Origin of the sequence: Nocardiopsis sp. CNS-639 (genome assembly GCF_000381685.1) — a bacterium.
In the GTDB taxonomy this organism is placed as follows: domain Bacteria; phylum Actinomycetota; class Actinomycetes; order Streptosporangiales; family Streptosporangiaceae; genus Nocardiopsis; species Nocardiopsis dassonvillei.
The window spans coordinates 101127-125423 of sequence record NZ_KB906858.1 but is presented as its reverse complement, the minus strand read 5'-3'; the positions used below and the strand labels follow the sequence as shown (position 1 = coordinate 125423).

The 24297-nt window shown below is 72.8% G+C and carries 17 protein-coding genes; 9 read left to right on the top strand and 8 right to left on the bottom strand.

Translation table 11 applies throughout. From position 1 onward, the window contains the following. Positions 1-58: 58 nt before the first annotated feature. The 3 genes from G011_RS0109860 to G011_RS0109850 all read left to right on the top strand — a co-directional run bounded on the left by G011_RS0109860 (position 59) and on the right by G011_RS0109850 (position 3203). Positions 59-634 carry a DUF3000 domain-containing protein gene (locus G011_RS0109860; protein ID WP_019608317.1) on the top strand — a complete coding sequence of 192 codons (576 nt, stop codon included), beginning with the start codon at positions 59-61 and terminating at the stop codon, positions 632-634. A gap of 89 nt (positions 635-723) precedes the next feature. Continuing rightward, positions 724-1977, top strand: coding sequence for a ribonuclease D (locus tag G011_RS0109855; RefSeq protein WP_019608316.1), 1254 nt, complete (start codon positions 724-726; stop codon positions 1975-1977). Positions 1978-2177: 200 nt separating this feature from the next. Then, positions 2178-3203 carry a tetratricopeptide repeat protein gene (locus tag G011_RS0109850; RefSeq protein WP_019608315.1) on the top strand — a complete coding sequence of 342 codons (1026 nt, stop codon included), beginning with the start codon at positions 2178-2180 and terminating at the stop codon, positions 3201-3203. Positions 3204-3382: 179 nt separating this feature from the next. Here the strand turns inward: G011_RS0109850 and G011_RS0109845 are convergent, their stop codons facing one another. Beyond that, positions 3383-5155: an ABC transporter ATP-binding protein gene (locus tag G011_RS0109845; protein WP_019608314.1), complete on the bottom strand. Its 1773-nt coding sequence runs from the start codon at positions 5153-5155 to the stop codon at positions 3383-3385. 260 nt (positions 5156-5415) lie between these two features. Here G011_RS0109845 and G011_RS0109840 point away from each other — a divergent pair, with 260 nt between their 5' ends. Both G011_RS0109840 and G011_RS0109835 read left to right on the top strand, forming a co-directional pair. Beyond that, positions 5416-6615 (top strand): acetyl-CoA C-acyltransferase, encoded by a 1200-nt coding sequence (locus tag G011_RS0109840; RefSeq protein ID WP_013153854.1) that lies wholly within the window; start codon positions 5416-5418, stop codon positions 6613-6615. Further along, positions 6612-8705, top strand: coding sequence for a 3-hydroxyacyl-CoA dehydrogenase NAD-binding domain-containing protein (locus G011_RS0109835; protein WP_019608312.1), 2094 nt, complete (start codon positions 6612-6614; stop codon positions 8703-8705). The genes G011_RS0109840 and G011_RS0109835 overlap by 4 nt, the downstream gene beginning before the upstream one ends. 62 nt (positions 8706-8767) lie before the next feature. On the opposite strand, the gene G011_RS0109830 is transcribed toward G011_RS0109835, so the two are convergent. Further along, positions 8768-9067, bottom strand: coding sequence for a YrhK family protein (locus G011_RS0109830; protein WP_019608311.1), 300 nt, complete (start codon positions 9065-9067; stop codon positions 8768-8770). 128 nt (positions 9068-9195) lie between these two features. Here G011_RS0109830 and G011_RS0109825 point away from each other — a divergent pair, with 128 nt between their 5' ends. Both G011_RS0109825 and G011_RS0109820 read left to right on the top strand, forming a co-directional pair. After that, positions 9196-10068: a hypothetical protein gene (locus G011_RS0109825; RefSeq protein WP_026338179.1), complete on the top strand. Its 873-nt coding sequence runs from the start codon at positions 9196-9198 to the stop codon at positions 10066-10068. Between the two features lie 220 nt (positions 10069-10288). Then, the gene (locus tag G011_RS0109820; protein WP_019608309.1) at positions 10289-10750 is read left to right on the top strand and encodes a MarR family winged helix-turn-helix transcriptional regulator; all 462 of its coding nucleotides are present in this window, start codon (positions 10289-10291) and stop codon (positions 10748-10750) included. Positions 10751-10789: 39 nt separating this feature from the next. Here G011_RS0109820 and G011_RS0109815 read toward each other — a convergent pair whose 3' ends face one another. Further along, positions 10790-13012 carry an MMPL family transporter gene (locus G011_RS0109815; RefSeq protein ID WP_019608308.1) on the bottom strand — a complete coding sequence of 741 codons (2223 nt, stop codon included), beginning with the start codon at positions 13010-13012 and terminating at the stop codon, positions 10790-10792. Positions 13013-13520: 508 nt separating this feature from the next. Next, positions 13521-15737, bottom strand: coding sequence for an MMPL family transporter (locus G011_RS0109805; RefSeq protein WP_019608306.1), 2217 nt, complete (start codon positions 15735-15737; stop codon positions 13521-13523). Positions 15738-15886: 149 nt separating this feature from the next. On the opposite strand from G011_RS0109805, the gene G011_RS0109800 reads away from it, so the two are divergent. Together G011_RS0109800 and G011_RS32375 are read left to right on the top strand one after the other, a co-directional pair. Next, positions 15887-16669: a TetR/AcrR family transcriptional regulator gene (locus tag G011_RS0109800; RefSeq protein WP_026338178.1), complete on the top strand. Its 783-nt coding sequence runs from the start codon at positions 15887-15889 to the stop codon at positions 16667-16669. 794 nt (positions 16670-17463) lie between these two features. After that, positions 17464-18318, top strand: a complete 855-nt coding sequence (locus G011_RS32375) for a neutral zinc metallopeptidase (RefSeq protein WP_026338177.1) — start codon at positions 17464-17466, stop codon at positions 18316-18318. A gap of 31 nt (positions 18319-18349) precedes the next feature. On the opposite strand, the gene G011_RS0109790 is transcribed toward G011_RS32375, so the two are convergent. The 4 genes from G011_RS0109790 to G011_RS0109775 all read right to left on the bottom strand — a co-directional run bounded on the left by G011_RS0109790 (position 18350) and on the right by G011_RS0109775 (position 24044). Beyond that, on the bottom strand, positions 18350-19750 hold the full coding sequence (locus G011_RS0109790; protein WP_019608303.1) for an FAD-dependent oxidoreductase: 1401 nt from the start codon (positions 19748-19750) through the stop codon (positions 18350-18352). Positions 19751-19804: 54 nt separating this feature from the next. After that, positions 19805-21733 (bottom strand): 1-deoxy-D-xylulose-5-phosphate synthase, encoded by a 1929-nt coding sequence (gene dxs / locus G011_RS0109785; protein WP_013153866.1) that lies wholly within the window; start codon positions 21731-21733, stop codon positions 19805-19807. A 222-nt stretch (positions 21734-21955) separates the two neighbouring features. Continuing rightward, on the bottom strand, positions 21956-22741 hold the full coding sequence (locus G011_RS0109780) for a sulfite exporter TauE/SafE family protein (protein WP_019608302.1): 786 nt from the start codon (positions 22739-22741) through the stop codon (positions 21956-21958). Positions 22742-22778: 37 nt separating this feature from the next. Beyond that, positions 22779-24044: a styrene monooxygenase/indole monooxygenase family protein gene (locus G011_RS0109775; protein WP_019608301.1), complete on the bottom strand. Its 1266-nt coding sequence runs from the start codon at positions 24042-24044 to the stop codon at positions 22779-22781. Between the last annotated feature and the right edge of the window lie 253 nt (positions 24045-24297).

Genomic DNA, 24297 nt, shown 5'->3' with positions numbered 1-24297 from the left:
TGTCCACACGCCCCCGCCCAGACGTGATCACCCCAGAATGAAGGCTGACGTTCCCACCATGCCCGATGCCGGTAGCGCCGAGGACGCACACGAGACGTTCCGGCGAGCGGTCGAGGCCCTGCGCTCACCTCTCCCGCGACCCGAGATCACCGTCCGGGAGATCCCCGCCCCCCAGCGGCTGGCCCCCCACTCCGCCGCGGTCTCGGCCGAGGTGACCGTCCACGGAGAGGAGGTCGCCTGGGGCAGACTCATCGTCCTGTACGACCCCGAGGACACCCGCGACTGGCCGGGTCCCTTCCGGGTGGTCTGCCAGGCCAACTCCGAACTGGAGTCGGAGATCGCGACCGACCCCCTGCTCGGACCGGTCGCCTGGAGCTGGCTGACCGACGCCCTGGACGCGTGCGGCGCCACGCACCACACGCTGAGCGGCACGGTCACCCGTGCCACCACCGAGGGCTTCGGCACCAAGGCGGACCAGGGCGCCACCACCGAGGTGGAGATGCGCGCCTCCTGGACACCGGAGTCCGACGACCTGACCGGGCACGTCCAGGCGTGGTCGGCGCTGCTGGCCTCGGCCGCGGGGCTGCCGCCGCTGGACGTCACCGACATCACCGGAAAGCGCTCCCGGCCCTGACCGCGGGCCCCTGTGTCCCCGGGGCCCGCGGCCGGTCCGGATCCGCGTCCGGTGGCGACAGCGCATACCGTAGTGGTGTGGCGAACGCGTTGAACTCCAAGACAGAACCCCGCGAACCAGGCAACGACGACGACGCCGAGAGGGCCCCCCTTCTGCGGGAACCTCGCGAGGGCCTGCCCGAGGTCACCTCCGACGCCGACGCGCTGGCCGGTGTGGTCGCCGCGCTCTCCGCCGGTACCGGCCCCGTGGCGGTGGACGCCGAACGCGCCTCCGGCTACCGGTACGGGCAGCGCGCCTACCTGGTCCAGCTGCGCCGCGAGGGAGCGGGGTCGGCGCTGATCGACCCCATCGCCTGCCCGGACCTGAGCGCGCTCAACGACGCCGTGGGCGACGCCGAGGTGGTGCTGCACGCCGCGCACCAGGACCTGCCCTGCCTGAGCGAGATCAACCTGCGGCCCCGGAGCCTGTTCGACACCGAACTGGCCGGGCGGCTGCTGGGATACCAGAGGGTCGGCCTGGGGTTCATGGTGGAGCGGCTGCTCCACCTGCGGCTGGCCAAGGAGCACTCGGCCGTGGACTGGTCCCAGCGCCCGCTGCCGGAGGACTGGCTGCGCTACGCGGCGCTGGACGTGGAGATCCTCATCGACCTGCGGGACTCCCTGGAGGTCGAGCTGGAGGAGAGCGGCAAGCTCGAATGGGCGCGCGAGGAGTTCGCCGCGGTCCTGTCCGCGCCGCCCAAGGAACCGCGTACCGACCCCTGGCGGCGCACCTCGGGCATCCACCGGGTGCGCAACCAGCGCGCCCTGGCCGCCGTGCGCGAGCTCTGGTACGAACGCGACCGCATCGCCCAGGAGCGGGACATCTCGCCCGGCCGGGTGCTGCCGGACGCGGCGATCGTGGAGGCGGCCACCGCCATGCCGCGCACCACCACCGAGCTGGCCAAGATCCGGCAGTTCGGCATCAAGCTGGCGCGGCGCTACCTGACCACGTGGATCAAGGCGGTCAACCGGGCGCGCGACATGCCGCAGGCGGAGCTGCCCCGGCCCAACGCGCCGGGCGACGGCCCGCCGCCGGTGAACCGGTGGGGCGACCGGGCGCCGGAGGCGGCGCGGCGGTTGGAGGCGGCCCGGGCCACGGTCACGGGGATCGCCGAGGACGTCGTCATGCCGACCGAGAACCTGCTGCTGCCGGACACGGTGCGCCGCCTGGCGTGGGCGCCGCCGCGGGCGGTGGACCCCGACGCGGTGGGCGCGTTCCTGCGTGAGCGCGGAGCCCGTGAGTGGCAGGTCACCCTGACTGCGGAACCCCTGGCCACAGCGTTGCGGACGGCCGATCAGGCGTAGCGTTTTACCCCGTTCTGTCACGATCAACCCAGGAGTGAGCGAACTCACCGTGCCCTCAGGGCGTTTGGTGCCTGTTCCGTAGCCCGGTGTCCGATTAAGTTATAGAAACGTGCCCTGGCGCTTTCTGGGTACGGGTTGTCCAACGGGTGTTACGCCGCAGGCCTGGGGCCGCGGTGCGCGATCAGGGGAATGTGGTGATTGTGCTGTCGTTCTGGCGTGCGTTGCTGCGCGAGACCGGACTCAAGGGCGCGACCAGGACCCGGTCCGCCGATACCACCGTGCCTGCGCGCGCGGAGCAACCCGTGGAGAAGCCAGCGGAACGGCCGACCGGGGTCTCCGTGCCGAGCCCCGCGCCGGCGAGCGGTGCGCCCACCGAGCCGCTGGCCCTGACCGGGGCGCGCGAGGAGGCGGCGCGGGCGACCTCCGGGGTGGCCCAGGCCCCCGCCCCCACCGCCGGGATGCGGGCCGCCTCCCTGGAGCGGACGCTGCGTTCGCTGGTGGAGCGACTGGGTACCGAGCACCCGGACACGATCACCGCGCGCAACAACCTGGCGACCAAGTACGCGCAGATGGGGCGCCGCCAGGCCGCGGTGCAGCAGTTCGAGCTGACCCTGGCCGAGGCGGTGGCGGTCTTCGGCGAGGAGCACCCGCGCACCGAGATCATCCGCGAGAACCTGGCCTGGGCCTACGAGGACGCCGGTCGTCCGGCGGACGCCGCGGGGCAGTGGGAGATGCTGCTGCGCGAGCGCGAGCGCCAGTTCGGCTCGGCCGACGAGGACACCGTGGAGGCGCGCATGCGCCTGGCGGTCTGCTACCGGCGCAGCGGCCGCCTGGACGCGGCCGTGGTGCACTACGAGCGGGCCATCGAGGACGTGGCCTCCACCGAGCGCCGTGAGGAGCTGCGGCTGGGGCTGAGCGCGGCGCAGAGCATGTCCGGGCGCTACGAGGACGCGATCGGGCAGTTGCGGATGGTGCTGGCCGGGCGGCGGCGCCGCCTGGGCAAGGGGCACCTGGACACCCTGACGGTGCACCACCGCCTGGGCCGCGCCTACACGCAGGCGGGACGCTCCGACGAGGCGGTGGAGGTGCTGCGCGACGCCTACCGGGTGGCGCTGAACTCCTCCGGCGACCCGGAGGTGCGGCGGCTGACGCTGCGGCTGCGCCGCGACCTGGCGGGCGCCTACAACGCCGCGGGCCGGTACCGCGAGGCCAACGCGCTGCTGTGAACGGCCGCGCCCTCCCGGGCACGGCCGTCGCCGGCCGGGGACGGCGCGCCGGAGACGACCGTCGTCCCCCCTCGATCGGCCCGCGGGCGACGGCGGAAGGGCGGCACGCGCAGAGCGCCTGATCCGGCGAGGCGGCCTTGGAGGGGCCGGGGTCGCGCGACCCCGGCCCCCCGGCGTGTTCAGGGGGTCTCGGCGGTGAGCAGCTGCCCGGCGGCGAGGTCGCGGTAGAGGTCGTCGGCGGCCACCAGCTCCTCGTGGGTGCCCACGGCGCGCACCCGTCCGGCGTCCATGACCACGATCCGGTCGGCGCTGGTGACCGTGGACAGCCGGTGCGCCACGACGATGACGTTGGTGTGGCGGGCCGCGTCCAGCATGACCTCCTTGAGGGCCCTCTCGTTGGCGGCGTCCAGTTGGGAGGTCGCCTCGTCCATGAGCAGCAGCCGGGGGCCGCGCAGCAGGGCGCGGGCGATGGCCACCCGCTGGCGCTCCCCTCCGGAGACCGTCACGCCCCGGTGGCCGATCGCGCTGTCCAGTCCGTCGGGCAGACGGGCCACCAGGTCCCCCAGGCGGGCACGGAGCACGGTCCGGGCCAGCTCCTCCTCGGTGGCCTCCGGGGCGGCCATGAGCAGGTTCTCGCGCAGGGTGCCGTCCAGGACCGGGGCGTCCTGCTCCACGTAGCCGATCTGGGCGCGCAGCGCCGTCAGCGGCCATGAGCGCACGTCGGTCCCGTCCAGGAGCACCCGGCCGGAGGTGGTGTCGTAGAACCGCTCCACCAGGGAGAACACGGTGGTCTTGCCCGCTCCGGAGGGGCCGACCAGGGCGGTCAGACCGGCCCCGGAGGCCTCGAAGCTCACTGCGTGGTGCACCGGCGCCAGGTCGGGGTGGTAGCGGAAGGCCACGTCCTCGAAGACGACCGAGGCGGGGCGGTCGGCGTCCGCCGCGGGGTCGGCGCCCTCACGGAGGTCCTCCTGGTCCAGTTCGGCGACCTCGTCCACGCGCCGCACGGCCGCCAGGCCGGTCTGGAGCTCGGTGGCCGAGCTGACCAGGGTGCTGATCGGCTCCATGAGGTAGAAGAGCAGGAGCAGGAAGGCGATGAGGGAGGAGACGGGCAGCTCCCCCGCGGCCACGCGTCCCCCGCCGACGGCGAGGATGGCCAGGAAGGCGACGTTGACCGCCAGCGAGGCGGTGGTGCCCGACACGGCCGTCCACCCGGCCACCGCCACGCCCCTGCGCCAGGACTCGACCGCGGCGGCGTCCAGGCGGGCGGTCTCCGCCTCCTCCGCCGAGGAGGCCTTGACGGTGCGGAAGGCGCCGAAGATCCGCTCCAGGCGCGAACCCATCTCGCCGAGCGCGGCCTGGGCCGCCTGGGTGGCGGTGCCGATCCGGGGCAGGATCACGCCCATGACCAGGCCGACCATGACGATCATCGCGGCGGCCAGCAGGAACAGGAGGCCGTCGAGGACGGCCATGACCACGACGCCGCCCACCAGGAGCACCGAGCCGGTGAACAGGTTGGTGATGCCGCTGGTGGCGACCGTGCGCAGCAGGGTGGTGTCCGCGGTCAGGCGGGCCACCAGGTCGCCGGGCTTGAGGCGGTCGACCTCGGCCACGCGCAGTCGGACCAGTCGGCCCACCAGGCCCCGGCGCACGCCGAGCACGACGCTCTGGCCGGTGCGCTCCAGCAGGAAGGCGCCCAGGGATCCGATGAGGGCGCCGCCGAGGATGACGGCGGTCAGGGCCAGGACCGGCCCGAGGACGGGCTCCCCCGCGCCGAGGGCGTCGATGACGTACTTGGCCAGGAGGGGCTGGGACAGGCTGGTGAGGCCGCCCAGGAAGGTGAGCGCCCCGCCCAGGACGAGCACCCGCCAGTGGGGGCGGGCGTACTCCCACAGGCGGCGCGGGGACGCCTTGGGCGCGGCGTCCGGTGCCGCGGCGTGGTCGGCGTCGCGCACGCCCGGATCTGACACGTGGGCCCCCGATGTCGTCGCACGGCGTCTTCGCGCCGCCCGCTGTGGTTCGCTGTGTTCCGTGGTGGAACGTCCGATCAGCAAACCGCGCGCGGGGCGGGCGGTGCCACCGCCGAAAGTCGGGGATCGCCCCTGACTTCCGCCCCTGACCGAAGTCGGGGGGCTCCACTGCTCGCAGAAGTTGTTACTGACGAGTAGCATGGGGGTCGACGAGTCCATCCACCCTTGGAGAAGGAGGGGCCATCGTGCCGCGAACTGCCCGCGATGTCGTGTTTGTCGACGGGGTCCGCACCCCGTTCGGCAAGTCAGGCAAGGGCCTCTACGCCGAGACGCGCGCCGACGACCTCGTCGTACGCGTGATCCGCGAACTGATGCGCCGCAACCCGGGGCTGCCCCCCGAGCGCGTCGACGAGGTCGCCATCGCCGCCACCACCCAGATCGGCGACCAGGGCCTGACGATCGGGCGCAGCGCCGCGATCCTCGCCGGACTGCCCCGCAGCGTCCCCGGCTACGCCATCGACCGCATGTGCGCCGGTGCGCTCACGGCCGTCACCACCTCCGGCGCGGGCATCGCCTTCGGCGCCTACGACGTGGTCATCGCGGGCGGAGTCGAGCACATGGGCCGCCACCCCATGGGCGAGGGCGTCGACCCCAACCCGCGCTTCCTCTCCGAGAAGCTCGTGGACCCGTCCGCGCTGGTCATGGGCAACACCGCCGAGAACCTGCACGACCGCTACCCCTCCATCACCAAGGAGCGGGCCGACGCCTACGCGGTGCGCAGCCAGGAGAAGGTCGCCAAGGCCTACGCCGACGGCCGGATCCAGCCCGACCTGGTCGAGGTCCTGGTCCGCTCCCTGGAGAAGGGCTACGGCCTGGCCACCCAGGACGAGCCGCCCCGGCCCGGCACCACCATGGAGACGCTGGCCTCCCTCAAGACCCCGTTCCGCGCGCACGGCAACGTGACGCCCGGCAACGCCGCCGGTCTCAACGACGGCGCCACCGGCGCCATCCTGGCCGCCGAGGACGTGGCCGGGGAACTGGGGCTGGACGCCAGGATGCGCCTGGTCGACTTCTCCTTCGCCGGAGTGGAGCCCGAGGTCATGGGCGTGGGCCCGGTCCCGGCCACCGAGAAGCTGTTCGCCCGCCAGGGCATCTCGATGGACGACATCGGCCTGATCGAGATCAACGAGGCCTTCGCCGTGCAGGTGCTGGCCTTCCTGGAGCACTTCGGCCTCGCCGACGACGACGCCCGCGTCAACCCCTGGGGCGGCGCCATCGCCCTCGGCCACCCGCTGGCCTCCTCGGGTGTGCGCCTGATGATGCAGCTCGCGCGCCAGTTCGCCGAGCGCCCCGACGTCCGCTACGGCCTGACCACCATGTGCGTCGGCATGGGCATGGGCGGAACCGTCCTGTGGGAGAACACCAACTACGAGGGGGGCAAGTGAGCACCGTCATCGACGAGGCACGGGAACTGTTCAGCGACGAGGTCGTCACCAACGCCCTCTCCCGCGACGTCGAACTCCCCTACGGCGCGGGCACCGCGGTCCTGATCACCCTGGACAACGGGCACGACCACACCAAGCCCAACACCTTCGGCCCCGGCGGGCTGCTCAGCCTGGACGCGGCGATCGAGGCCGCCAGGGCGCGCACCGACATCGTGGCCGTGGCCGTCACCGGCAAGCCGTTCATCTTCGCCGTGGGCGCGGACCTGACCGGCGTCCCCGCCCTCCAGAACCGCGAGCAGGCGCACGCCATCGGCAAGCTGGGCCACGACGTGTTCCGCAAGCTCGGCGAGCTGGACGTGCCCACCTTCGCGCTGGTCAACGGCGCGGCCATGGGCGGCGGCGTCGAGGTGGCGCTGCACTGCACCTACCGCACCATCTCCTCGGGCGTCCCGGCGCTGTCGCTGCCGGAGACCTTCCTGGGCCTGGTGCCCGGCTGGGGCGGCACCTACCTGCTGCCGAACCTGATCGGCGCCGAGAAGGCCCTCAAGGTCATCATCGACAACCCGCTCGCCCAGAACAAGGTGCTCAAGGGCACGCAGGCCTTCGAGATGGGCATCGCCGACGCGATGTTCGAGCCCGCCGACTTCGTCGAGGAGTCGCTGCGCTGGGCCGCCAGGGTCGTCAAGGGCGACGTCGTGGTCGAGCGCCCCGAGGTCGACAAGGGCGAGGCCTGGGACAACGCGGTCGACATGGCCCGGTTCACCGTCGAGGGCAAGCTGCACGGCGCCGCCCCGGCCCCGGCCCGCGCGGTCGAACTGGTCGCCCAGGCGAAGACCCGCACGCGCGACGAGGGCTTCGCGGCCGAGGACGACGCGCTGGCCGACCTGATCATGAGCGACGAGCTCAGGGCGGGCCTGTACGCGTTCGACCTGGTGCAAAAGCGCGCCAAGCGCCCCGCAGGAGCCCCCGACAAGTCGCTGGCACGCAAGGTCACCAAGGTCGGCGTCGTCGGCGCCGGCCTGATGGCCGGGCAGCTGGCGCTGTTGTTCGCCCGCCGCCTGGACGTGCCGGTCGTCATGACCGACCTGGACCAGGAGCGCCTGGACAAGGGCGTGGCCTACGTGCACGGCGAGGTGGACAAGCTCCTGAAGAAGGGCCGGGTCAACAACGACAAGGCCAACCACCTCAAGGCCCTGGTGACCGGCTCGCTGACCAAGGACGCCTTCTCCGACGCCGACTTCGTCATCGAGGCCGTGTTCGAGAAGATGGAGGTCAAGCAGCAGGTGTTCGCCGAGGTGGAGGCCGTGGTCTCCCCCGAGGCCATCCTGGCCACCAACACCTCCTCGCTGTCGATCACCGAGATGGCGTCCAAGCTCCGGCACCCCGAGCGGGTCGTGGGCTTCCACTTCTTCAACCCGGTCGCGGTCCTGCCGCTGCTGGAGATCGTCCGCGGCGAGGCGACCGACGAGGCCGCCCTGGCCACGGCCTTCGCCACCGCCAAGAAGCTGAAGAAGACCGCGGTGCTGTGCAAGGACGCCCCGGCGTTCGTGGTCAACCGCCTGCTCACCCTGTTCATGGGCGAGGTCCTGGGCGCCGTCGGCGAGGGTACCGAGCCCGAGAAGGCCGACCGCGCGGTGGCGCCCCTGGGCCTGCCGATGTCGCCGCTGCTGCTGCTCCAGCTGGTGGGCCCGGCGGTCGCGCTGCACGTGTCCGAGACCCTGCACGAGGCCTTCCCCGAGCGCTTCGCGGTCTCGGCCGAGCTGGCCGAGATCGTGAAGGCGGGCAAGACGGCGATCTACGCCCCCGACTTCAGCATCGACCCCGAGGTCCGCGCGCTGCTCGTGGGCGGCGACAAGCCGTCCGAGGAGAGCGAGATCCTGGACCGGGCGCTGCGCGCGCTGGCCCGGGAGATCCGGATCATGCTGGACGAGGGCGTCGTGGCCGAGGCCGCCGACATCGACCTGTGCCTGATCACCGGCGCGGGCTGGCCGTTCCACACCGGCGGCATCACCCCCTACCTGGACAGGGTCGGGGTGTCGGAGGCCGTGAACGGCAAGCGGTTCCACGAGGGCGACCCGAAGGCGTTCTAGCCTTCGCGCGACCCCGCGGCGGGCCCGGCAGCGGATGCCGGGCCCGCCGTTGCGTGTCCGGGTCAGAAGTCCTGGGAGGACTCCTCCCCGGTCGAGCTGGGGCTGGAGGAGCGCACGCGCCGGATGTGCAGCTGCCTGCCCAGCCGGATCACCGGGCGGATCAGCAGCTCGACACTGCCGACGAGGAAGCACCAGGTGCCCGCGGTGGTCCAGGCCTCGGAGAAGAACATGATGCTTCCGGCGATGAACCACAGGGCGATGAGGATGTCGTTGACGATGCTCGCAGTCTCGTAGCGGCGCCGGACGACGAGTTCGTCGTGCCCCACGTGCAGGACCAGCGGTCTGCTCTGCTTCTCGGACATGTTCGGCCCTCCCTGCGGGGTCGTCTCGGCACCGCGTCTTCCCCTGCCCGAAGTGGGCGAACGCGAAAAGTCACCACATAACGACTACTCGCACATACTTACTGGTAACCCTGTGTAACGTCTGCCTCGTGGCAATATCCGCTGAACACCAGATCTACTCCGAGTTGTTCGCCGACGCGCCGGACACGGCCGTCGGCTTCCTGCGAGGCCTCGGCGTGGACGTCCCCGACTACGACCGCAGCGAGGTCACCTCGTGCGACCTCGGCCACGTCGATCCCGTCGAACGCCGATCGGACGTCGCGATCATGCTGCGCGGCCCCGGCCCGAAGGACCCCTTCGACAAGCTGATGGGCATCGTCGTGGAGGTCCAGCGCGACGAGAAGGAGCGCAAACGCTTCACCTGGCCCGAGTACGTGGCCTCGCTGCGCTCACGGCACGAGTGCCCGGTCGTCCTGCTGACCATCTGTCCGAAGCAGTCCGTGGCGGACTGGTACGCCGAACCGATCCACCTCGGCCATCCGGGTTTCGTCCTGCGTCCCCTGGTGGTGGGGCCGGCCGGGATCCCGGTCATCACCGATCCCGGGGAGGTGGAGCGGCACCCGTCTCTGGGTGTGCTGTCCGCCGCCGCGCACGGCGGTCAGGACATGGACGTGCTCAAAGCCCTGCACACCGGCCTCGATGCGATCGACCGGGAAAAGGCTACGAAGTACATTGGATTCACGTTGAACCTGCTGGCGAAGACCGAAGGCCAGGCCGCCCTGGAGGAACTCATGATGACGGACACGTACGAGTACAGCAGCGCCTGGACCGAGAGCCTCAAGGCCAAAGGAAGGGCCGAGGGAGAGGCTCGGGCCATCTTCCGGCTCCTCACCCGACGCGGAATCGACATCCCCGAGGAAGCACGCGAGCGCATCAATGCATGCCGCGACCTCGATCAGCTCGACACCTGGTTCGACCGAGGCTTCACCATCACCCACATCGACGAACTCTTCGCCGAGTGACCTGAGAACCGTGACGGGCCCGGCTTCCCCCCGGAGGCCGGGCCCTTCCCTCGTGCTCAGCTGCGCGCGGAGGCCCGCACCGCACCCGCCGGGAGCATGCCGTACTGCCGGTACCACGCCCGGGGAGCGGTGTGGCGTGGACTTGCGTATCGTTTCACACCCCAACCATAGAGTTCTATGATCATCTGATGAGTAGAAGCACTGGAGAGGGGGCCGAGGCGTGGAGAACGCACCCGGATGGGACACCCCCATGTGGCACACGACCGGTTTTCGACTGATCAAGCTGGGCGAACTGGTCCAGGCGACCACCTCGGCGGTCTTCGGGCCCCAGCAGATCACCTCCCGGCAGTTCCACGTGCTCTCCGCCGCGGAGGCGATGCCCCATCTCTCGCAGAAGGAGCTGAGCCGTGTGCTGGGTGTGGATCCGAACGTGATGGTGGGGCTGATCGACGACCTGGAGGAGCAGGGGCTGGCCAGGCGCGAGCGCAACCCCAGGGACCGCAGGCGCTACATCGTGACGCCCACGGACAAGGCGCGGACGCTGCTGGAGGAGGCCCGCGACGCGGTGGCCCGGGCGGAGTCGGAGTTCTTCGCCACCCTGTCCGAGAGCGAGGTGGCCCTCCTGCACGAGCTGTCGGGCCGCCTGCTCACCGAGCACCCCCGGGTGACCAAGTACGAATGAGTTTCCGGTGCCGGGGCCCCCGGCACCGGAACCCCCGGATCACTCGGAGATGCCGAAGCGGGCGTGCACGCGCTTGAGCGGCGCCGGGGCCCACCAGTTGGCCCGTCCGGCCAGCCGCATGAACACCGGTACCAGCACGCCGCGGATGAGGGTGGCGTCCACCAGGATCACCACCGCCATGCCGACCGCCAGCATCATCAGGTACAGCACGTCGGAGACGGCGTAGGCGGCGAAGGAGGCGGCCAGGATGACGGCCGCCGCCGTGACCAGGGGGCCGCTGCGCTGGAGTCCGGCCGCGACCGCGCGGGTGTTGTCCCCAGTCAGGTCGTACTCCTCCTTGATCCGGGACATCATGAACACCTCGTAGTCCATGGACAGCCCGAAGGCGACGCAGAACATCAGGATGGGGAACGTCGTCTCCAGGCTGCCGTCGGCGGTGAAGCCCAGCAGCCCGGACAGGTTCCCCTCCTGGAAGATCCACACCATCACGCCGAACATCACCGCGAGGCTGAGCACGTTGAGCACGATCGCCTTGGCGGGCAGCAGGATGCTCCCGGTCATGAGGAACAGGATGACGAAGGTGATGGCGAGGATGAGGCCGAACACCAGCGGCACCTGCCCCAGCAGGGCCTCGCGGAAGTCGGTCAGGTCGGCCGGGTAACCGCCGATCCGGGTCTCACCGGGCGCGGGCACGTCCCGGACCCGGTCGATGAGGTCCTCGACGTCCTCCAGGGCCCCGGCGGTGGGCACCACGGACAGCCACGTCCGCTCCGCCGACCCGAACCGCTCCTGTGCCCGCGGTTCGGCCCCGTCGGTCCGCTCCCCGCCGCTGAAGCGCCCGGTGAGCGCGTCCACCTGGTAGACGCCCTCCACCCGCGACAGGTCGGCCGCGTAGGCGCTGATGACGTCGGCCTCGGCCTCCCTGCCGGGTACGTCCACCAGCACCTGGACGGCGTCCATCTCCTCCTGGACGAAGTTCGCGCCGATCTGGTCCTGCACGTCACGACTGGAGACCCCCTGCGGCAGCACGCGCGCGTCGGGCAGGCCGAAGTCGAGCCCCACCGCGGGCGCCGCCAGCACCAGGACCACCGCGAGCGCGGGCAGGCCCCACAGCAGCGGGCGGCGCGTCATCCTCAGCGCGGTGGAGTGCCACCAGCCGCTGTCGGGGTCGGGCTCGCGCTTGGGCCGGACCCGGTGCCCGACCTTGGCCAGAGCCGCGGGCAGGATGACCAGCGCGGCGAACACCGAGGTCAGCACGGTTCCCACGCCCGCGTAGGCGAAGGACTGGAGGAAGGGGAAGGGGAAGAGCATCAGGCAGGACAGGGCCACCGCGACCGTCAGGCCGCTGAACAGGACGGTGCGCCCGGCCTTGGAGACGGCCAGGGAGACCGCCTGGGGGACCCGCCTGCCCCGGGCCAGCTCCTCGCGGAAGCGGTTGATGACGAACAGGCTGTAGTCCACGCCCAGGCCCACGCCCATGACCAGGGTGAGGTTGGCGGCGAAGGTGGACACGTCGGTGAGGTAGGTGACCCCGCGCAGCAGGGCGAGCGTGGTGACCACGGAGAACAGGCCCATGCCCAGGGTCAGCGCCGCCACCGAGATCCTGCGGTAGAGGACGAACAGGAGCACGAACACCAGCGGGAAGATGATGGCCTCGGCGAGCAGGAAGTCGGCCTGCGCCTGCTCGGCGGCCTGGCGGAAGACCTCGTCGCCGCCGCCGACCTCGACCCGGATGACCTCGCCGTCGCGGGTGAAGTCCGGCGAGATCCCGCCGAGCGCGGTGCGCGCCTCGGTGACCGTGCCCTCCATGCGCACGGTGATCAGCGCCTGGGTGCCGTCCTCGGAGCGCATCGCCGGGGACCCGCCGCGCCCCCAGTAGGAGGCGGTCTCGGCGACGCCCTCGCGTGAGGCCAGATCCCGTTCCAGGGCGGTGGCGGCCTCGACGACCCCGGGGTCGTCCACGGTGCCCCGCTGGGCGGTGACGAGCAGGAGGAAGTGGTGCTTGCCGGTGCCGAAGCCCTCCTCCAGCTGCTGTTCGACGCGCAGCGACTCCGATCCGGGGCTCTCGAAGCGGCTGAGCAGCAGCCGGTCCATGGTGCCCGCCGCCAGGGCCAGGGCGACCAGCACCAGCGCGACGCCGGCCAGGATCACCCGGCCCGGGCGGCGGGCCAGCCCGTCGCCGAGCCGGACCAGGAACGGGGGCCTTCCCGGTGGTGCCCCCTGGCGGCCGGGGGGTGAGGTGGTCGTCGGGGACGTGGCCATGGTGGTCCCGCCTTCCAGGGTCAGGAGGTGGTGGGGGCGTGCCGCTCCATCCACGCGGCCGACCCGACCACCGCCAGCGGGACGGCCAGGACCCACCAGGGGTCGCGCGTGGTCAGCCTGGTCAGCGCGTCGGGCATCGTGTCACCCCCTTCGTCTGTGGGCGCGCGGGGCCGTCGGTGGCGGCCGGAGTCCCCCGGCCGCCACCGCGCGTTCCTTCGCCGCCACGCTACAGTAAAAACATGCGACGATCACTAGGGACAATAATATGTTTCATATATCGTTTACGAGAGGGACCGCTGGATCCCGGGCAGCGGGGCCGCGCCCGCGAGGCGAGGTCGCACAGGTCGGCCACCGCCGCCGCCCAGGCGTCGGGGCGCACCGGCGGCCCGCCCCCGGGCCCCGCGACACGCACCCGACGCACTCCGGCCGCGGACGGCCGCGTCACGGCACCGCAGACAGCGAAACGACCCCGCCCGGGAGTTCCCGGACGGGGTCGCGCGACGGTCGGTCACACCCCCGCGTGCACCCTCCTGCGCCCGTCCCGCTCCACGGCGGGTTCGGGCCCGTCCTCGTCGCCGCCCTCGGAGATCCCGATCCGGTCGTGCAGCCAGCGCAGCGGCCGGGGCAGCCACCAGTTGGCCCCGCCCAGCAGGCGCATCGTGGCGGGCACCATGACCGCGCGCACCAGGGTGGCGTCCACCAGGACCGCGATGGCCAGGCCGATGCCGATGATCTTCAGGAAGAGCAGGTCCGAGGTGCCCATGGCCAGGAGCACCACCATCAGCAGGATCGCGGCGCTGGTGATGATCTGGCCGGTGTGCTGGAGCCCCGCCGCCACCGAGCGCGTGTTGTCCCCGGTGCGCAGGTACTCCTCGCGCACCCGGCTGAGCAGGAACAGCTCGTAGTCCATCGCCAGGCCGAAGGCCACGACGATGATCAGCACCAGGTAGGTGGGGTCGATGGTGCCCACCGCCTCGAACCCGAGCAGCCCGGAGAAGGCGCCCTCCTGGAATCCCCAGACCACCACGCCCAGGGAGGCGCCCAGGGACAGCGCCCCCATGAGCACCGCCTTGACCGGCAGGACGATCGAACCGAAGGCGAGGAAGAGCAGGAGCAGGGTGGCCGTGGCGACGAAGCCCACGGTCATGGGCGCCGCGTCGACGATCGCCGCCACGTTGTCCTGCTGCATGGCGGCCACGCCGCCGACCAGGCTCTCCTCCGCCCCCTCCGGAACCGGTTCGGCGCGCACGTCGCGCACCAGGTCGGCGACCTCCGGGGAGTCGGAGGCGCCCCGGTAGGCGACCACGACGTGGGCGACGTCCTCGCCGGTGCGCTCCACCGTCGCCGACACGGCCTCCTCCAGGCCCGCCAGGCGCTCGGTGTACTCCTCCAGGGCCCCGTCGTCGGCGCCGCCGACCACCGCGACGTCGAGCGTGCCCAGGCCGCCCGCGGGGAAGTCGTCGGAGAGCGCCTCGGTGGCGATCCGGCTCCCGGAGTCGGCGGGCAGGTAGCGCTGGTCGGTGGAGCCGAGTTCGGTGGAGGCCAGGCCGGCGCTGAAGACCAGCAGGACGCCGCCGACCGCGACCAGGGACACGGCGGGGCCGCGCATGACGACGCGGGCCAGGCGCGACCAGGCCCCCTCGTGCACGGCTCCGGTGACGGTGCGGCGGGGCAGCGGCAGCCGCAGGCGGTTGATGCGGTGCCCGACCGCGGCCATCAGCGCGGGCAGGAAGACCAGCGCGGCCAGCAGGTCGAAGACCACGACGGCGATGCCGCCCCAGCCGATCGACTTGAGGATGGGCTGGGGGAAGAAGAGCAGGCCAGCGAAGGCGATGCCGACGGTGATGCCGGAGAAGGCCACGGTGCGTCCGGCGGTGTCCACGGTACGGCTCACCGCGTCGGCGATGCCGCGGCCCCGGCGCAGCTCCTCCCGGAAGCGGCTGACCATGAACAGTCCGTAGTCGATCGCCAGCCCCAGGCCCAGGATGGTGGCGACGTTGATCGCGAACACCGACACCTCGGTGACGTGGGTCAGCGCGCGCAGGAGGGTCAGCGAGCCCAGGATGGCCAGGCCGCCGACGGCGAGCGGGACCAGGCCCGCGACGAGGCCGCCGAAGATCAGGACGAGCAGGAACAGCAGGATCGGCAGGGTGATGAGCTCGGCGCGGACGACGTCGCTCTCGGCGCTCTCGGCCAGCTCGTGCTCGATCGCCACCGAGCCGCCCAGGTGGACCTCCAGGTTGCTGGAGGACAGGTACTCGGCCACCTCCTCGTACTGATGGAGGCGGTCGGCGTGGGTCTCCCCGCTGAGGGTCACGGGGATGTAGGTGGCGTCCATGTCCTCGGCCACGAGCATGCCGCGCTCGGTCTCGCCGAGGTCCTCGTCGAGGTAGGTGTCGAAGTCGGCGACCGCGTCCTCGGGCATGCCGTCGGCGATACGCTGGATCGCCGCGGCGAAGGTGGGGTTGTCCACCTGGATCTCGTCGCTGCGGTAGACCGCGACGACGTCGACGCCGTCGTGGCCCAGCTCCTCCTCCAGGACGCGCGTGGCCCGCGCGGACTCGGAGTCGGGGTCCTCGAACCCGCTCTCGCTGACGTCGGAGAAGAGCCCCGAGCCCCAGATCCCGGAGAAGACGGCGAAGACCGCGGTGGCGGCGAGGACCGCCCAGCGCCAGCGGTGGACTCCCCGTCCCAGCCGACCGAAAAGCCCCGTTTGTGTCGGCATACGCCGCCCTTTCAGGAAACAGACCCCATGTCCGTTAACGGTGTTTGCTAACGGCGTTCACTAAAGCGTGCGGGCGTTACGATGTCAACGTCGTCGACGAGGACCACGGCGCCCCGACCGGGCGCCCGAGACGGGGTGTAGCGCAACAGATGGCGAAACCGCAGCTGGACCGGGTGGCAGGGAGGCCGAGCCGCCGCGAGCGTGTGCGCGAGGCCACACTGGCGGAGATCAAGGGGATCGCCCGCCGGCACCTGGTCGAGCACGGGTCCGGCGGGGTGTCCCTGCGCGCCATCGCCCGGGAGATGGGGATGACCGCGCCGGGGCTGTACCGCTACGTGACGGGGATCGACGCGCTGCTGGTGCTGATCACCGCGGACATGTTCCAGGAACTGGGCGACGCGGTGGCCGCGGCGGACGCCAGCGTGCCCGCCGAGGACACCGACCTGCGCATCCTCACCTCACTGCGGGCCTTCCGGGCCTGGGCGATCGGACACCGGGCCGAGTTCGCCACGATGTTCGGTCCGCGCGTGCGCCTGGCCCCAGAGACCGACGTCACACCGGCGGTGGAGGCCGGGCGGCGCTTCGGGGCGACCTTCTACACCCTCTTCGACCGGCTTCTGTCGGAGGAGAGGTTCGTGCTGCCCGACGGGGACCGCATCACCCCGGAGCTGGCCCGCGATCTGCGCGCCTTCGCCGACACCTGCGGCTTCTCGGCACCGCACATCCCGGTGGAGGCGGTCATGGTGCTCAGCACATGCTGGGTACGCCTGTACGGGGTGGTGTGCATGGAGGTGTTCGAACACCTCGACTTCGTGATGCGCGACATGGAACCGCTCTTCGAGTCCGAGCTTCAGAACATGCTGACGGGCCTGGGGGTTCGCTACCGGCCGCCGGAGAGCAGCGCCCCCACGACCATGGGTACGTCCGATTAAGCCCCATACTGGAGTTCTGCGACTCTTGCCGGATTCGCCCTCCAGGCGGAGACGACACCCCGGCACGCTGCGGCACGATAGCGAGGACTGACCCCGTGGAGAACCCATCCGGCGGTGAGCGGCCCGGAGGCGAGACCCCCAGACCCGAGCGGTCCGGTACCGGAGGCGCCGTCGGCGGCCCCGGTGCCGAGGAGGCCACCGGACCCCGGGCGGACGGACGGGAACCCGGCGAGGCGGAGCAGGGGCGGGACGGAGCCCCCTCCGCGCCCGTTCCCCCACGCCCCGGACCGGCCGCGGACAGCACGCCCCGCGTGCCCGCTCCCCCGCACCCCGGACCGGGCGCGGACAGCACGCCCCCCATGCCCGCTCCCCCACGCCCCGGACCGGCCGCGGACAGCACGCCCTCCGCCCCGGCGGCCCCGCACGCGGAGCGGACGGGGAACACCGCCCGACACCCCGTTCCCCCACGCCCCGGACCGGACGCGGGCGCCCTGCCGTACCGCACCGCTCCTCCCTCCCCGGGGCTGACACAGGCCGGTGCGCCGTACGGCCCCGTTCTCCCCGCCGCCCTCTACGGCCACCCCGTCCACCCGGGCGCCGGATACGGCCCGCCCGTCACGGGCCCCGTCCCCGCGCCGCACCCCTGGCGGGCGCCGGCCGCCCACACGCACCCCCACCCCTTCTCCCTCCCGCCCGGCGGGCACCCCGCCGCCCATCCGGGGATGGGCTGGCAGCCGCCCGCGCCGCCCTGGACGCAGCCGCCGGGACGGCCCTCGCGCCGCGGTGGCGCGAGCGTGCTGCTCGGTTCGGCGAGCGCGGCCGCGATCGCCCTCGTGGCGCTGGCCGCGAGCATCCTCATCGTCGCCACCACCCCCCAGGAGGAGCCCCAGCCCACCGGCGTCGACCTGTCCGCCCACTACGACGACCGCCTCAGGGCGCGGCCCAACCAGGTGGAGGTCGACGTCGTCGACCACCCCCTCTACGACGTCGCCATGCCCGCACCGGTCGACTGCGACGTCCCCGAGCTGGACATGGACTCCGACGAGTCCTGGGAGGAGTTCGCGTCCGTCTCCGGGGAGTGCCTGAACAGGCTGTGGGAGCCGGTGTTCGAGGACCTGGGCGTGTCCGTGGAGCTGCCCGAGTTCGCCGTCACCCGGACCTCTCCCGACCCCCCCGACGCCAGCCCGGAGGACGGGTACACGCTCGCCTACTACGAGAGCGACCTGAGCCGCGTCACCGTCGTGCTGCCCAACGTGCGCCACCTGGGCGCCCTGCTCCCCCCGGACGAGCGCGAGGAGGTCTGGCTCGCCCTGATGGGCCACGAGTACGGCCACCACGTGCAGTACGCCACCGGCATCCTGGGCGTCGCGCACGGCATGACCTGGAAGGCCGAGAACGAACAGGCCGAACTGGAGGCGCTGCGCCGCACCGAGCTCCAGGCCGAGTGCATGGCCGGGGTGGGCCTGCGCGGGATCACCGGCGCCGACGAGGGGGCCCTGCGCACGGCCAACGAGCACTTCAACGGCGGCGGCGACCTGGACACGCACGGCACCGCCGGCAACCGGGCGCTCTGGCTGGAGCGGGGCTGGTCTCAGGAGACCGTGGAGGGCTGCAACACCTACGGCGCCGCCACCGACCAGGTCGCCTGAGCCTCCGCCGCGGCCGCGGGGCGGGGCGGGGTCAGCCGCCGACGACCCTGCGGTAGGCCTCCCAGCCGTGGAGCTTGACCCGCTCGCCCCGGTCCAGCTCCACGGCCTGGTCGGCCTCGGCGGTGTCGATGCGCAGCCAGTCCTCGTAGTCGCTGTGGGCCACCCCGCGCTCGTCCAGCACGGTCTCCAGCGGGACCAGTTCCGGGGCCGCCTCGCGCAGCGCACCGGCGTCCTCCAGCAGGGCGCGCACGGTCGCGGCGGCGTCGGACTTGTTGGTGCCGATCACCCCGGTGGCGCCCCGTTTGATCCATCCGGCCACGTAGTCACCCGGAACCGCGCCTCCCTCGGCGTCCAGGACGCGCCCGCCCTCCTGGGGGACGGTGCGCCCCTCGGTGTCGAAGGGCACCCCGGGCAGCGCGACGCCCGCGTACCCCACCGAGCGCAGCACCATCCCGGCGGGCAGGTCGGTGGTCCGGCCGGTCCCGGTCAGACGTCCGTCGGCGTCCAGGCGGGTCTCCTCCACCCGCACACCGCTCACGCGCCCCTCCTCCCCGCCCAGGACCTCCACGGGCCGGGCCCAGAAGTGCAGCCGCACGGTGCGGTCGCGCCCGCGGGGCCCGCGGACGGCGTGTTCGGCCAGGAGCCGCAGGTTGGTGCGGGCGGCCCGGGCGACGTCGCGGGTCTCGGGCGCGCCGGTGCCCACGGCGGTGGGGTCGATGTCGACCTGTTCGGGGCGCACGACGACGTCGGCGCCGGGCAGCGCGAGCAGGTCGCGCAGCTCGGGCGCGGTGAACTTGGCCTGGAGGGGACCGCGCCGCGACAGCAGGTGGACGGTGCGCACGCGGCTGGCGGCGAGCACGTCCAGGACCGGCTGGGGGATGTCGGTGTGGCGGAGCTCGTCGGCGGTCTTGGCGAGGATGCGCACCACGTCCAGGGCGACGTTGCCCGCCCCGACCACGACGGCCTCCTCGGCGTCGAGCACGAACCGCTCCAGGGCGGTGTCGGGGTGCCCGCAGTACCAGTTGACGAAGTCGGTGGCGGCGACGCTGCCGGGCAGGTCCTCCCCCGGCACGTCCATGCGGCGGTCGACGCTGGCGCCGGTGGCGTAGACGACGGCGTGGTGGGTGCGGGCCAGGTCGGCGCGGGTGAGGTCGGCGCCGAACTCGACCCCGCCGACGAAGCGCACGTCGGGGTGTTCCAGAACCCTGCGCAGCGCCCGGGCCACACCCTTGATCTTGGTGTGGTCGGGGGCCACCCCGTAGCGCACCAGCCCGTAGGGCGTGGGCAGGCGGTCCATGATGTCGACCCGCACGGGCACGCGCCGCTGCCGGGTCAGGGCGTCGGCGGCGTAGACGCCCGCCGGGCCGGAGCCGATCACGGCCACCCGGAGCGGTGCGGCGGTGCTGTGCTGCTCAGGTTCGGAGGAGCTCATGCGCCCATTCTGGCAGCCCGGGGACGTCCCCCGGGCTGCCTGGGACACGTGCGCTCAGGCGGTCTCGTCGGCCAGTTCGCCGGCGGACTTGGCGCCGTCGGTGTGCCGGGAGACCGTCTCGGTGAGGCTGCGGGACAGCTCCTGGGGGGTCAGGCCCTGCTCGCGCAGGATGTCGTCGCGCTTGGCGTGGTCCAGGAACTCCTGCGCGATGCCGAACGTGCGCACCGGCATGTCCACGTCGTGGTCGCGCAGCAGGCGGGCCACGGCGTCGCCGACCGCGCCGGTGCGGCCGTTGTCCTCGATGACCGCGACGACGCTGTGCTCGGCGGCCTCGGCGACCAGGGCCTCGTCCAGCGGCTTGACCCACAGGGGGTCGATGACGGTGACGCCCAGCCCCTGGGCGGCCATCCGGTCGGCGACCTCGCAGGCGACCTGGGCCATGGTGCCCACGCCCACGATGAGCAGGTCCTTGGAGTTGCCGCCGTCGGCGGCGCGGCGGAGCAGGTCCATGGAGCCGACCCTGCCCACGGCGTCCAGCTGCTCGGCGACCGCGCCCTTGGGGTAGCGCACGACGGTGGGCGCGTCCTCGACGGCGACGGCCTCGCGCACCAGGGCGCGCAGGCGCTCGGCGTCGCGGGGCGCGGCCAGGCGCAGGCCCGGGACCACCTGGAGGATGGACATGTCCCACATGCCGTTGTGGCTGGCGCCGTCGTTGCCGGTGATCCCGGCGCGGTCCAGGCAGAAGGTGACGCCCTGGCGGTGCAGGGCGGCGTCCATGAGCACCTGGTCGAAACAGCGGTTGAGGAAGGTGGCGTAGACGGCCACGACCGGGTGCAGGCCGTTCATGGCCATGCCGGTGGCCGCCGTGGCGGCGTGCTGCTCGGCGATGCCCACGTCGAAGGTGCGCTCGGGGTAGGCCTCGGCGAACTTGTTGAGGCCGGTGGGGTGGAGCATGGCGGCGGTGATGGCCACCACGTCGGGGCGCTCGGCGCCGATCTCCACCATGGTGTCGGCGAAGACCGAGGTCCACTTGACGGCCTTGGGGCCGGGCTTGGCCTGGCCGGTGGCCACGTCGAAGGGGCCGGGGGCGTGGAACTGGTCCTCGTCGTGGTTCTCGGCCGGAGCGTAGCCCTTGCCCTTCTGGGTGATGCAGTGGACGATCGCCGGGCCGCCGAAGTCGCGGGCGCGGCGCAGCGCCTTCTCCAGGGCCTGCTCGTCGTGGCCGTCGATGGGACCGAGGTACTTCAGGCCCAGGTCCTCGAACATCATCTGCGGCTGGATGGCGTCCTTGAGGCCCTTCTTGATGCCGTGCAGCGCCTCGTAGAGGGGCTGGCCGACCACGGGCGTGCGGTTGAGGGTGGTCTTGGCCAGGTCCAGGGCCTGCTCGTAGCCGGGGGCCATGCGCAGGGAGGCGAGGTGGTCGGCCAGGCCGCCCATGGTGGGCGAGTAGGAGCGGCCGTTGTCGTTGACCACGATGACCAGGCGCCGGTCCCTGCGCTCGGCGATGTTGTTGAGCGCCTCCCAGGCCATGCCGCCGGTGAGGGCGCCGTCGCCGATGACGGCGACCACGGTGCGGTCCGTGCGGCCCCGCACCTCGTTGGCCTTGGCCATGCCGTCGGCGTAGGACAGCGCGGTGGAGGCGTGGGAGTTCTCGACGAAGTCGTGCTCGGACTCGGCGCGGGAGGGGTATCCGGACAGGCCGCCCTCGGACTTGAGGTTGGTGAAGTCGTGGCGGCCGGTGAGCACCTTGTGCGCGTAGGCCTGGTGCCCGGTGTCGAAGATGATGGGGTCCTTCGGGGAGTCGAAGACCCGGTGCAGCGCGATGGTCAGCTCGACGACGCCGAGGCTGGGGCCCAGGTGCCCGCCGGTCTGGGAGCAGGAGTCGACCAGGAAGTCCCGGATCTCCTGTGCCAGCGCAGGGAGCTGGTCGGCCGGAAGCCTCTTGAGCGCTTCCGGATTGTGTATCGACTCGAACAGTGCCACTGTCTCGTCAGTCCCCTCGTCCCGCGTGTCCGTTGAGTTTGCCGTCCCGTGCCCCTGACGTGGGCCGGTCCTGGCTACCGGCAGGTATCCATACCCGAGTTTATGGGCGTACGTCCACGGGTCCTACCCAACCCCGCGCGGGAGCGGCCCGTGGAACGCCCGTGCCGTCCGGTTGCCGGGTTTTCGCGTACCTTACTCGGTCCCCGGAGCGGTGGCCGCGCGTCAGCCCAGGAAGGCCCGGGCGAGCAGCCCCAGCGCGGAGGCCGCCACCACCGCCAGCAGGGCCGCGCGCAGCCGCCCGGCGTCGACGCGGCGGCGCAGCGCGGTCCCGGCGAAGAAGCCCGCGACCACGAGGGGGATCGCGCAGGCCCCGACGGCGGCGGTCCGGGCGTCCATCTGGCCGCCCAGGGCCAGGGCCGCCAGCGAGACCGCGCCGCCCAGCAGGAAGAACGCGGCCAGGGTGGCGCGGACCCGGGCGGGCTCCTCGTACTGGTAGAGCAGCGCCATGGGCGGGCCGCCGATCGTGGTGGCGGTGCCGGTGAGCCCGGACAGGGTTCCGGCCGCCACGAGCGAGACGGGGGTGATGCGCACCCGCAGGGACCAGAGCGAGAGGGCGACGGCCACCAGCACCATCGCCCCGACCGCTCCCGCCAGGGCGCGGGGCTCCAGGGCGGCCACCACCCACACCCCCAGGGCGGTTCCGGGCAGGCGCGCGGGCAGTCCCCAGGCGAGGCCGCGCCAGTCCACGTGCCGCCACTCCTGGAGGAGCGTGAGTCCGGGCAGGACGATCACGGCGACCAGGAGCGCTCCCGGTACGAGGGTGGGGTCCAGGAAGGACAGGACGGGCGCGGCGACCAGCCCGAGGCCGAGGCCGACGGTGCTCTGCACCGCGGCCCCGACGAGGACGGCGACCGACGCGGCGACGACGAACGCCGCCACGTCGGTGGGGGCGAGCAGACCGTGGCCGCTGGGGGCCAGGAAGGAGGCGGCGGAGAGTTCTACGGGCACGGCGTGCGACGCTACATCCCCACCGTCCCGACCGGGTTCAGGAGGTAGGGAGATGGGATGACCGTGCGGGCTCGGCGCGCCGGACGCCGTCCACGTAGGCCAGGGCCCGTTCGGGGTGCAGGAACCACCCGATCAGGTCGCCGGGGTCGCTGAAGCAGTTGGCGAAGCGGTCGGCCGTCTCCTGGTGGCGCGCGGCGAGGCGGTACAGCTCCTCCAGGTGCGGCGGGGCGGTGAGCAGGACCCTGCTCCACGCGGTCACCTGGCTGGCCAGGCGCCAGTAGGCGGCGAACGCCGAGCGCATGAAGGCCTCGTCGAAGGGCCGGCGGCCGTGGTCGACGACGGCGCGGCGGTAGACCTCGGCGCCGAAGGAGGCCATGTTGGCCCCCTGCGCGGTGACGGGGTCGTTGGCGACCACGGAGTCCGCCATGCCCAGGACGGGGGTTCCGTTCGCCAGGCGTGCGACGGGTTCGCGCACCACCGGCGCGTAGCCGCCGCGCAGGGCCGCCCCCGGGTCGGCGAGGCGGGCGTGGGCCAGGCGCTCGTACTCCCAGGGCGCCTCGCGGTACAGCACGTCCAGCAGGCCCGCGAGGACCTCCTCGCCGGAGGCGTCGGGGGGCAGCGGCCGGTCCAGGGGGCCGCCGGGCACCGCCTCGACCATGACGGCCTCGCAGACCCCGGCCAGGGAGTAGGTGGGCAGGGTGGTGACCTCCCCCGCGCCGGGGACGACGGTGCGGCTGAGTACGGGCCCGTCGGGGTGGGGCCCGGCGCCGGTCACGTAGGCCAGCGCCAGGGAGCGCTGCGGGGACCGGAAGTGCGAGCGCCGGGTGTCGCGGGGGAAGACCTCGGAGAGCGCGCCGCGCCCGGAGGCGACGACGGTGAGTTCGTGGTCGGCGGCGAGCCGTTCCAGGTCCTCGGCCAGGACGCGCCCTCGCAGGAGGGCGCCGCCGCGCCGGACGAACAGGTCGAGCCAGGCCGACATCTTGAGCCGCTGGTCGACCGACTGGGCGTGCTCGTCCAGCGCGCCGACCCAGGACAGGACGGGGGCGCCCGCCCCGGCGCGGTCGGCCACGCGGAACCCGACGCCGCGGACGGCGGGCGCGCGGTCGTCCCAGAAGGCGAGGCCGTGGCGGCGCTCGCGGCGCAGGGCGGGGCCGAAGAGGCACTGCGTGGACGTGACCCGCCCGGCGCGGACCTCCTCCGGCCCGGCCTCGGTGGCCAGGGTCACCTCGTATCCCTCGCCCAGCAGGCCGACGGCCAACTGGAGTCCGGACTGTCCGGCTCCGACGACGAGGATCCTGCGCATGTCTCTCCCGGGGTGGTGCCCGCCCCGTACGCCGCGGCGCGGCGCCGTGGGCGCGTGGCGGACCGGCCGCAAGGCACGGCGAACGCGCCCCGCGGCGCGGCCCGGTGGTCTCTCCCGCGAAGCTAGCAGCGCCTTCCGGAGGCCCTTCACCACCCTCGGTTTCGGGGCCCTCCCTCCGCGCACGGGAGCCCTCGAAGAGTGGTCGGCGCCCTGCCCAGGCAGCGGCTCGCCCCGCGCCCGGACCCCTCGTTCC